This is a genomic window from Pseudomonas sp. PDM25 (assembly GCF_019219045.1).
GTDB lineage: Bacteria > Pseudomonadota > Gammaproteobacteria > Pseudomonadales > Pseudomonadaceae > Aquipseudomonas.
On sequence record NZ_JAHUWL010000001.1, the window covers coordinates 306,124 to 316,871 of the forward strand.

Sequence of the window (10,748 nt, forward strand, 5' to 3'; positions counted from 1 at the left end):
TATGTCGGGTAAAGTCCTCGAATTCAAGGCGCCGGCAATAGCGGGACAGAAGAAAGCTGCCGTTTCTCCCGCTGGAGCTAGGTTGGCGGATTCCATCCTTCTGCAACTTTTGGAGGAGGCTGACGCGCCCGCGGGGAATGAAAGCACGCCTGCACAAATCTTTGATATCAGCCAGCGGATGAAGGGTGGCCCACTTCAAATCGGCAGTCAGATGCTGTTACGCCTAACCGCACCCTACACGATGACATTCTGGCTGAGCTAGGGTGCGCGCGCATGCCCAATCTCCCTGCTTGGCGGAGCTTTAACCCGTTGCGATTACTTATCATCATTCGTCCGCACTGAAATCGTAGCTCCCCGTGGCTATAAAGGTATCGGCGTGCACGTTTTCCAGTTTGAGAACTTGACGGCAGTAGAGCAGGGGACACCTTGAGCTCCTTCGTCGAAACGTCGCTTGAGTCACCTTATGGCAATCAAGACATAGATAGAGCTCTGTTGCTGGCGCCGACTGCCTTGTCAGGATGGAGAAACAGCTTGAGTAGACGTCCAGTAGCGAAAGGGAGGTAGGCGATGCCCTCGGTTATCTCACGAAATGCTTAAGCGTCAAGTCAATGGTCTGTAACGTGCTTTTCGCTAGTAACGCTTGCTGCGTTGGGAGTGGATGGGGGCAGCGGTGCACCATGCATGTCACCGCCCGATTACCTGCTACCAAGAAGTCAGACTGGTAACGCTTCGCGCTCAGGATTCCACAGTCGCTCAATCGCCCAGAGCGACTGATTTCCTTGGAAAGTACGTATGGCCGAAATGTAAGCGTCGTAGGTGGTGCGATCAAACGTTGTCCAGGTTTTGCTCATGTCCTTTGCAGTTTTGAGCTTTCGACGAAAAACTGGAAGGTCGCTTTCCTGGTCAATGGAGTCCGAGGAGTCCAATGCCTTCAAAAGCACTGCGTCCAGTGGCGGATGCATTGCCTTCACGTGTGGATGGTCATGGTAACCAGCGCAGACGATTTTCAACTTCAAGTACATGTTTACAAGCTTCTGTGCACGGCCGTAGGTGCACACTAAGGCCTTGCAAGCGTCAGGTTCACCTTTCGCGCGCTTCGTGTAGTTGACGCCTTGAGAAGCATCAATCACCGCTTGAATTCGCTGGTGAATGAAGTCATCCATTTCCTCTGGAGGAGGCAGTTGATTGGCTGTGTTGATTGCACCCAAACCAGATTTTTCAATCAGGTGTTTTGCCACCGCAATGGTATGGCCAGGCCCTTGCCGAGAGTAGGCTCGACCGGCGCCCCAAACAGCTACACGGTGACGGTGCTCATGAATGTCATACATGCTGAATTTCCCCAATTCTCATTGAAATGCTGCACCGCCTACGCCTAGGGTAGGTGTCGTGCTTCGGACGCTCGCGCTTGCTTATTTAATTCGCAGTTCGAAGTTAACTAAGCCGTCTCTGGATTCGAGCCTGGTGATTTCACAGGATTCCAGAGCTACTCCGGAAAGGCGTTGCAGGCTGGATCGGAACTCCTTCTCGATATCACCTAAAGTGAGCGTGCGAACAGCTTCAGCGAATGTGCGTGCGATCATAGGCGGCTGTTCTATTGCAACATCGCCACCTTCAGACTGCTCAGCTAACGAGCGTGCGTACTGGATCAAAGGGGCCAGGCGTGTTTTTTGGCCACTGTCCAAACTTACCCAGCGCTGAATTCCAGCAACACTACACTGGCTGATTTCGGCAATTCGTGACTGAGGAAACCCCGTTTTTTCTTGGATCGCCGAAATCAATGCCCGAGTACCCTTGATTGTTTTGCCGTCTTGCGAGGGTTTAAGCGCATCGATAGCTGTACTGATATTCGAATTCATGTGAATCACTCTATGCTGACTAGGGCTTTTCATAAGCCTACACTAGGTCTAGCTAGGCAGTCAATTGCTGTAGGCGTAGGTGTGTTGTACGTATGTTTTTTTGGGGGGGAGGGTTACGAAGGGTCGCTGGAGGCCACGCTGTCCATCAGATCAGACGCGCACAGATGGCAATTAGAGCAAGGGGAGAGAAAGCGCCAAGGGCAGCATCTATTCAGCGAAGCGGAATTCAACTTGCTGGGACGTCGTCGCCGAGCGATTCCTTGAGGGCTTAGTAGAGGGGCGCGGCACTAGCAACTCGTCAGACGGAATCTTCAAGTCCTTGAGAACTCCCGCCTGGGCTAGATCCGCCAGCTCTTCTTGAGTGCTACGCAGCAAAGCTTTAACGGACTGCCCCGATTCGGTGCTGAGGGTAATGGCAACCAGGGTCAGAGGATTCACATTGAGCGGGCCACTCAGAGCAGTAATCATCTCCAGCGTGGGACTTGATTGGGCTCGTTCTAATTTCGAGACGTATGTTCGACTGCTGACTTCGGCAAGGTTTCTCTGAGTCAATCCCTTGCCGGCGCGCATTGCTTTAAGCACAGCAGCAAAAGCAATTTTGAGCGACATAAGCACGTTCCTGATATGAGCCAGTCCCTTTGAGCGTCGATACGCTGGAGAGAGCCATTCTAGAAGATGGAGAAGCCTATCACGGTATCGTTGTGCTCCATGCTCGTGACCACCGAGATGAACCTTGCCCCCGCATTGTTGAAGGAATACACATTTGTCTATTCACTTGGCCATGAACACCTCAGTCACGAGTACGAATGATCACGCATGTGATGGAGATGTCTCCCCTTAATGCCCTTCAGGGGATTGGTTATCGCCAACTCATCGCGATCCTGCGAAGCATGACCAGTGCCAGAGGCAACTGATCTCCTCATTTGGTGGGGGCTGCTGAGTTTTTGCATTCATCGACATCGATGGTGGCTTTTTGCCTTGTCATCACTACACCTCAAAACAACCTGCAAAACACAGAATACCGAATCAAGGATTGATCAATGTTCACCCCCCCCTCACTCGAGTCGCAGCTTGCGCAGTCCTGTCCATGATGTGCTCCGCCAGAATCTGGCGGACAGCCGAACCTGTTCCGACCCACAGGTCAAGGAGGCGCTGGCTCTCAAGGCTCAAAACGCCCGCAACAGCTACGTCGACATGCTCAACCGACAAGGCCGCAACGTCTGGGCCAAAGTTTCAGGCATCCACGAGGTCGAGAGCATTTCGACCCACAAGGAGTCGGGGCGCAAAAGATGCTTCGCCAAGGCGTCCGTGGAGTCCAACATGGGCATGCTGGCGCAGCCGCTGTGGATGACACCTAGACCCTGGGCCAATACGATGAAGGCAAGCAGTACACTGACATTCACGTGATGTCGGCAGACGAGCGCCAAAGTTTCTCTCGCAATCGCTGATTTTTTGGGCACTACCCATGATTGCAAAGGGGGGATCGACTGAGCTCAACAAAAAAAGGTGACTGTTGCCGTACCTGGCCGGAGTGAGTGCATTGTTTGTCAGTCGACTGAGCTCGGATATTGAGCCTCACTCCCCAGCTCATGCTCCCATAACCGCTGCATATTCGGTCTTGAATACCCAAGGCCGGCAACCACTTCGCTCCTGCTTAACCCCTTGCTTTTCAGGGCTTGAATCGCGCGTCACTTATCTCTCGCTGCCACCAGTCTGGGAGATTCGAGCTGCCTGGGCGCGTCGGCGAAAACCTCATCGGTTAGATGACTTGGCCGGACGGATACCCAGCAAAGCGGTTTGGGCTCAAATACGTAAATTCTTCAACGGGCCATATTTCGAATAGAACGTGAGAGACGCGTTCAGTGGATGGAAGAGCGGTTGCGATGGCGCGCTCGAAGGGGGAGAAGATGATCAGCTAAGGTTTAAATAATGCATGGTTCTCGATGCGTCATTTGGACTTTATTGCTCCGGGAGCTTTCTTGAGATGGCATTATGCCTCTTGCTTGCTCTAACATCCCAGCCACAGCGAACATCTCGATCACCTAAAAGGATTCATGGTATGGACGCCTCAGAGCAACTGGAAGTCTTGCGTACCAGTTCTGATTTTGCCGCTTTAAGCCTCTATACGAAGGCTTTCGACCTTTTCAAAGTGATGGGTGTGAGTTCCAAAGAGCTGGTTCATTCCAACATTTTGGCTGCGCTTATGAATGAGCGCGAAGCACATGGTTTGGGCGCGTGGTTCAGGGATGCTTTTGTTGCCTCTCTTTCCCAAATGCCATGCATGGGGCAGCCATTGTCACTGCAGGTGCTGGAAGGCACGAAAGGGGCCAAAGCCAAGATTGCTAGGGAGTTGGCACATATCGATGTCTTGCTCGATTTTCCGACCCGGCGTCTCGTCATTGCGATAGAAAACAAGATTTGGGCTGCTGATCAGCACAACCAAGTTGCGCGCTATCAAAAAGCGCTGTGCGAGCTCTACCCGAACTACGAGTCTCGGGCTCTAGTTTATCTCACCCCGACTGGTAGGGAATCTCCCACTCTCGACTTAAGTTCCAGTGTGCCGGTTTACTACCAATCCTATGGCGAACTAGCAGCGCTTCTGCGTCAATCCCCGTCCAGCATTCCAGCTGCCGCCCACTTTATCGACCAGTTCATCACTAACGTGGAAAAAACAATGTCAGGTAACTCCGAGCTGAACCGCCTGTGCTGGGAAGTATTCCAACAGAACGAAGAAGCGTACACACACCTCGTGAAGCATTATGAATATTGCAAGGCGCGCAAGATGACTGAGCTATTTCGCTGTCTACAGGAGCGTTTGGGCAGTGACGGTTTGTTTGTGGAATGTGCAAGTGAGATGGAGACCAGATTTTCAGCCAAATCAGACAAGCAACAGTATGACCTGGATGTACGATTGCGCGGTTGGCCTGATGGTGTGTGGGTCAAGATCTATAAGCACACCTGGCTTGGAGTGTTTCCTTTCTTCAGTGGCCGTGATTGTGAGGGGCTGACTCATCGACTTCCCTCATTCACCCAGCCTGCGCATGCCGTTCCGGACTGGGCAGATCTGTATTTTGCCTCGACCCGCTATGTGGTCAAGGAGGATCGCTGTGTGCTGGATCAAGGTGACAAGGCAACGGAAAGTCATCTCGATGAAGTGTTGACTCGTGTGCATGACTGCATTGTTGAAATCAGTAGGGCGCTAGAAACCACTAATTAAAAACGGTCGGGGAGGTTAACCGTTGTCGGCACCTTTCTCTTCTGGTCGCTTTGGACACCTATCAATGTTTTTCAAGAACTGATGCCTGTGTCTGTGAGTACGTTACACACGACGTGGCGTCTTCCAATGTGCTCACAAGCGGGGAAATGCCCGATTTCGTAGGAGCGAGGAAACGAATGGCACTTTTCATTCTGAAGCCTGTTTTTTGGAATACTAATCAGTACCTGGCACCATCAGGAGTCATTGGCTCCGGTGGTTATCCCAAGGAGAATGGTTATGGCCATGAAGAGTGGAACAACTCCCCAAGGATGCACCTATCGCGCGGAAAACAGCATTTTCGCGTTTTTCATACGGAAGGGTTAGGCGCAGCTCCGCTCGACGAAAATTCTGGTCAAACTTTCGTATTCCTGACCGCATCTCATGATGGAATCCAGCAGTTAGTGGGTATTGCGGGGAATGCTTTCGCACTCTCTCATGATCAGCATCGGCAGCAACGTGAGGAAATTGTCCAAAAGTTATCGCTGCACGACCTTTGGGAAGATGCCTGGGAAATCAAGAATGTCCAAAAACAGCATCGGAATAACCAGCGTCAATTTCTTAAAACCTGGGAAAAGGATCTGCATTGGATTCCGAACTGGATCTGTCCAGAAGAGTTTTACTGGTGGTTTGACGAACCGGTGACACTCGATCCTCGGAGGATTACCGGGAAGGAACGGTTGCTTGGAATGTATAGCAGCTACACCGAGCTTGACCTCCCAACAGTCGGTCGAATCATGGATGCGATTCCAGCTAAGCAGCGCAAAGAGATGTGGGTGAGGCTCAGTGATGCCATTCAGTGTGCTCCGACTGAGCCCTTAGCCGCTGAGGACATGTTTGACGGCAACGACCCGGTCACGGAGGTTCTCACCAGGATTAACGCACGGCGCGGTCAGGGTAAGTTTCGAGAGGATCTGATGCGAGTATGGGGCAACGCCTGTTCTGTAACGGGATTGGACTGCAGAGAAGTTCTTCGTGCTTCTCATGTTATCCCATGGGTTGATTCAACGCCTAAGCAGCGCCTCGATAGCAACAATGGTCTTCTCCTTTCGGCGAATCTCGACGCGCTGTTCGACAAAGGGCTTATTACGTTCGACAAGATCGGCCAAATGCAGATCTCTAAGCGTGTCGATGCCAAACATCGGAGGGCATTGGGCCTACCCAAGCCACTGCGGTTCGTTCCTAAAGAACTCGTTGCTTACCTCAAATATCATCAGGATGAGGTGTTTCAGGATAGGTGTTGACCCACGTCCATTTGCAGCCGCAAACGGGCGGCAGCGATCATGAGTTTGATCAAGTCTGCACGGCTGAATGGCCATGATCCGTATGCCTATCTGAAGGATGTTCTCACGCGCATGCCGACACAGCGGGCTAGTGAAATCGATCAGTTGCTGCCGCACAACTGGCAACCGGTTTGGTTGCGCGGGGCGTGATCCCGGAGCCACAGCTTCACAAAACAATTTAAAGGATTATTGATGAGCCTCGTGGATTCACGGTACGACAGATTATGGCCTCGCGGCTCTGCACTCCAGGATGAGGTTGTTCTAGCGCAGGCTTGGAAGAAAACTCACACTTTCATACGACGCCATAATTGGTACGCGGATGTGCTGGAGCTGGATGCGTCAGCGGTATGCTTGTCCCGAAACCTGTCAAAATGGTCTCGTTCTATCGCTTCTGGAAGCTATCGCACAGCGCCAGCGTGGCTCGTACCTGCCCCCAAAAACGGTCTTTGGTGCTTCCGTTCTGAAGATCAGGGAGGCTGGGGGCCGCGAGAAATGTCTGAAGGTAAAGCTCCTGTCTTGCGACCGTTGGCTCATATTGGTATCAGAGAACAGACGGTCGCTACTGCAGTGATGTTGTGTTTAGCAAACTGCATCGAGTCTGCGCAGGGGGACACGTCGCAAGAGCCAGCGGAGGCATTAGCATCTAAGGTTTACAGCTATGGCAATCGTCTCTTCTGTAGCTGGTCGAGTGATCACCTCAGCGCCAAGTTCGCCTGGGGGAATTCCGACACGTACAGCCGATACTTCCAAGACTATCAGCGTTTTGCAGAGCGACCCATTGCCATAGCAACGGCTGTTGAGGCTGATGAGCAAAACGTATTTATCGTCAGCCTCGATCTGCGCTCATTTTTTGACAACATAGATATTGACCTACTCGTTTTGAAGATGCGGGAAGAGTATGCGGCGTTTGTGAAAAACATGGGAGATGAGCGGTATGAGTCCGATGAGCCTTTTTGGGAAACGGCGCGCGAAGCGCTGAAGTTTCAATGGCGCCCGGAAGACGAACAACTGTCGGGGCTTTTCAGGGATAACACATTGCCCGAGGGTTTGCCTCAAGGTCTTGTGGGGAGCGGTTTTTTTGCGAACGCCTATCTTCTAACTTTTGACCGTGCGATGGGTAGTTTTACCGACCGACGAGCCGGACGAAAAAGTTTCCGAGTCCATGACTATTGCCGATACGTTGACGATCTGAGGCTCGTCATCTCGGTCGACACAAAGGTGGATGAGGTAGTAGACCCGGTTGCACTAAGCAGCGAAATCAGTGATTGGGTGCAAACGCTTCTTAAAAAGCACACAACACCTGCAGGGAGACCCAAAGCTTTCTTGCAGCTTAATGCATCGAAAACTCAGCTTGAGCCGTTAGCTGAGGTAGGCAGTGAGTCTGGGACTGCTGCCCGAATGAAGGCGCTTCAGCAGCAAATGAGCGGGCCCTTTGACTTGGACTCTTTAAAGCAAACAGAGGCAGGTCTCAATGGACTGCTGTCCCTGGCCGAGCTTGGTCTGATTGAGGACGCCGGTACGCCTCAGGTGAACGATGCACTGCGACTTGCTTCGGTAGCTAAGCTGAAGTTAGAAGTGCGTGACGACACGTTGACTAGATTTTCGGCTTATCGGCTTGTTCGGTCACTACGGATGCGGCGAAGCATGACCGACCTGTCGGAGTTCGACGACGCGAAGAATTCCAAGGATGTGAAGGAAGGACTCACTCATGACTATCAAGCCGTTGCACGGCGGTTGATTTCAGCATGGGCTGTCAACCCTTCATTGGTTCAAGTTCTGAGGTACGCACTAGATCTTTATCCCAGCACAGACCTACTTGAGTCCGTTGAGCAGGCATTGATGAGCAAGATCGAGACCTCCTCATCGGATGAGTTCGGTCGACGCGTTGCCTTCTATGTACTTGCGGATCTGTTTAAGGCAGGAGCTACCGAGACGGGTAGGCAAGCTGAACTTGACTCGACCTTCAAAGTGGCCGACGTAGATGCTTATCGGCACGCCCTGGCGGATCTGGCGAATCGTATATTGAGCATGAAGAACGTCCCTTGGTATGTGCAGCAACAAGCAAGCCTACTTTTGGCCTCGCTGCGCAAGACCGCAAAGTTGACGGGGGATGCGCCGGAACTACGGTTCTATCGAGTGCTTAATGCATTCGTAAGGAACCGGGCAATCGGTAACGAAGTGACTGCGCTAGAGGAAATTGTCGTATCGCTCGTCGGACACCAACTCCTCGGCGATATCTCTCACTACGAAAGGTGGTTCATTAGGTTTAGCGAAGAGAGGCCCAAAGCCGCCGTTACGAACGCTTGGAAGGTTATTGCCCAAACATCCCCTGATCTATCTACGGCGCTGTTGAGCTCTAGTCGCACTGGAATGCAGGGGCTAATCTCGCGGGCACCGCGCTATCTGCGTCTATATGCGTTGGCAAAATGGTCGGATAGTTTTGACCTACCACCAGTTCGGACATGGCTACCACTTCTCACAGTCATTACGCACCCTAATGGACTTTTCAGCCAAGAAAACGCGCTACTCGTGCTTGCACGAGCAATTGGTCGGGACGAGTCAATCAAGGGATTTGACCCTGAGCAACTGACACCGTTGAACGTCGAGGTGCAGAGCAAAGATTGGTCTCAGCTCAATAACCCAAGAGACGCTCATCTTGAAGCTCGTGCAGTCATCAATGTGAAGACTACGGACGGCACTTATGACACGCCATCTTGGTGCCGACCGAAAGATGCTTGGATGTACGCATTTGGTCGGTTGCTTCGTGCAGCAGCTACGGGCGAACCAGATTTTACCGCTCGTCATTGGCTAGCCCGTGAGGACTCTGGTTGGTATTCCGGGCTTCGCAGTACTTGGCAGAAAAGGCGCATGGGTATGCTTCATACCGCCGAAGGTTTAGGCGGCACCACTGCGGCAATAACCCCATGGTTTTCGAACCTGCTGCTTCATCTTCTCAGATGGCCAGGCATTGCTGGGGATGAAGACCCTGAGTTTGCAACTATGCTCAAACGTCGCGATTTCCGATCCGCCGTGTCCAAACGTATTAAGGCCCAATCGGTTATTTTTGGAGCAAGTAGCAGGCTACCCATCTACCGTTATCCGGTCGAGTGGCCTCTGAACCGCAGCCGTGGTCTACGTGTCGTGATGGTTCAGGGATTGATGCCTATGCATGCACATTTTGAGAGCGGACTTGATGGTCTTGAGGTGCCCGGCTACAGAGAGAAACATCGAAACCATACTGCTGCGTTACTACATCTGACTACTAAGCATCTAGCCGCACGGGACTACGTGCTGGGGCGCTCCCAGAAGCCGCATTTTGATTTGGTAGTGTTCCCCGAGCTAAGCATTCACGATGACGATCAAGACCTTATGCGCGCATTTTCAGACGCAACCGGTGCGATGCTGTTCTACGGGTTACTTGGCGCGAAGGAGCCAGGAACAGGCGAAACAATCAACACCGGTCGATGGTTAGTCCCTCAGCGGCGCGCAAACCGTCGTTCTTGGGTGCAGGTCGATCAAGGTAAATTCCACCTCACGCCTGAGGAAGTTGAACTCGGAATCAAATCCTGGCGGCCTTATCAAGTGGTGATAGAACTGTCTGACCCATCGAGTTCAGGCGATATGCCCTACCGCTTGACCGGATCCATCTGTTTCGACGCAACAGATTTAGCATTGGCGGCAGACCTGCGAGATGAAAGCCACATGTATGTCGTGTCGGCCATGAACAAGGATGTGAAGACGTTCGATGGGATGGTTGCGGCGTTGAGGTACCACATGTACCAGCATATTCTGATCGCAAACATCGGCGAGTTCGGTGGCTCGACGGCCCAAGCTCCTTACGATAAAGAGCACCGTCGATTGATTTCCCATTCTCACGGCAGCGAGCAGATAGCCATTTCAATTTTCGACGTGCGCATGGAGGATTTCGGCCCAGAGCTAGAGGCCGCGAATCCCGGTATAACCCGGATGCAACCGGTAACCACCCGAATTGGAAAGGCCCCACCTGCGGGATTGAAACGATGAAAGCTGCACCGCGTCGGCAGGCGCTTAAGAATAACGTTCAGGTGCACACAGGGATCATGACCAGTCAGCCGTACCGACTGGCTCAAAATCATCATCGCCGTCGCTCGTTTTTTCCGCTGCGTAACTTGGCAGGGTGCTTACCCTGAGGGTGTAGTGTTGGTTCTCGAGTATGGACGCACGCTCCAGAACTTTAGGTTCAGAAGGGCATCCATCAATCACGCTTGAGTAATGAGTGTTGGTGACTTCAAGCAGCTCACTCAAGCATGCAGCGGTTTCTGGTGCGACCATGCCAGCGAGGAACACTGTCCTCCTTACAAGCTCATCTGCTCGAGC

The 10,748-nt window shown here is 52.3% G+C and carries 9 protein-coding genes and 1 pseudogene; 6 read left to right on the plus strand and 4 right to left on the minus strand.

The genetic code is table 11. From position 1 onward, the window contains the following. The first annotated feature begins 1 nt into the window (after position 1). The gene (locus tag KW848_RS01225; RefSeq protein ID WP_218534859.1) at positions 2-262 is read left to right on the plus strand and encodes a hypothetical protein; all 261 of its coding nucleotides are present in this window, start codon (positions 2-4) and stop codon (positions 260-262) included. A 451-nt stretch (positions 263-713) separates the two neighbouring features. On the opposite strand, the gene KW848_RS01230 is transcribed toward KW848_RS01225, so the two are convergent. The 3 genes from KW848_RS01230 to KW848_RS01240 all read right to left on the minus strand — a co-directional run bounded on the left by KW848_RS01230 (position 714) and on the right by KW848_RS01240 (position 2,465). Next, complete coding sequence (locus KW848_RS01230) at positions 714-1,328, minus strand: hypothetical protein (RefSeq protein WP_218534861.1); 615 nt, start codon at positions 1,326-1,328, stop codon at positions 714-716. An 81-nt stretch (positions 1,329-1,409) separates the two neighbouring features. Continuing rightward, positions 1,410-1,856: a hypothetical protein gene (locus KW848_RS01235; protein ID WP_218534863.1), complete on the minus strand. Its 447-nt coding sequence runs from the start codon at positions 1,854-1,856 to the stop codon at positions 1,410-1,412. A gap of 207 nt (positions 1,857-2,063) precedes the next feature. Further along, a complete protein-coding gene (locus tag KW848_RS01240) occupies positions 2,064-2,465 on the minus strand; it encodes a helix-turn-helix domain-containing protein (RefSeq protein WP_218534865.1) in 402 nt (133 codons plus the stop codon). A 462-nt stretch (positions 2,466-2,927) separates the two neighbouring features. On the opposite strand from KW848_RS01240, the gene KW848_RS01245 reads away from it, so the two are divergent. The 5 genes and pseudogenes from KW848_RS01245 (at position 2,928) to KW848_RS01265 (ending at position 10,415) form a co-directional block, all read left to right on the plus strand. Next, the gene (locus KW848_RS01245; protein ID WP_256364985.1) at positions 2,928-3,263 is read left to right on the plus strand and encodes a hypothetical protein; all 336 of its coding nucleotides are present in this window, start codon (positions 2,928-2,930) and stop codon (positions 3,261-3,263) included. 652 nt (positions 3,264-3,915) lie between these two features. Continuing rightward, positions 3,916-5,073, plus strand: coding sequence for a PD-(D/E)XK nuclease family protein (locus KW848_RS01250; protein ID WP_218534867.1), 1,158 nt, complete (start codon positions 3,916-3,918; stop codon positions 5,071-5,073). A 176-nt stretch (positions 5,074-5,249) separates the two neighbouring features. Continuing rightward, complete coding sequence (locus KW848_RS01255; protein WP_218534868.1) at positions 5,250-6,353, plus strand: HNH endonuclease; 1,104 nt, start codon at positions 5,250-5,252, stop codon at positions 6,351-6,353. Between the two features lie 6 nt (positions 6,354-6,359). Continuing rightward, positions 6,360-6,542, plus strand: a pseudogene (locus KW848_RS01260) (transposase domain-containing protein); the annotation flags it as partial. Positions 6,543-6,884: 342 nt separating this feature from the next. Beyond that, positions 6,885-10,415: an RNA-directed DNA polymerase gene (locus KW848_RS01265; RefSeq protein WP_218534871.1), complete on the plus strand. Its 3,531-nt coding sequence runs from the start codon at positions 6,885-6,887 to the stop codon at positions 10,413-10,415. 54 nt (positions 10,416-10,469) lie between these two features. Here KW848_RS01265 and KW848_RS01270 read toward each other — a convergent pair whose 3' ends face one another. After that, positions 10,470-10,718, minus strand: coding sequence for a hypothetical protein (locus KW848_RS01270; protein ID WP_218534873.1), 249 nt, complete (start codon positions 10,716-10,718; stop codon positions 10,470-10,472). Between the last annotated feature and the right edge of the window lie 30 nt (positions 10,719-10,748).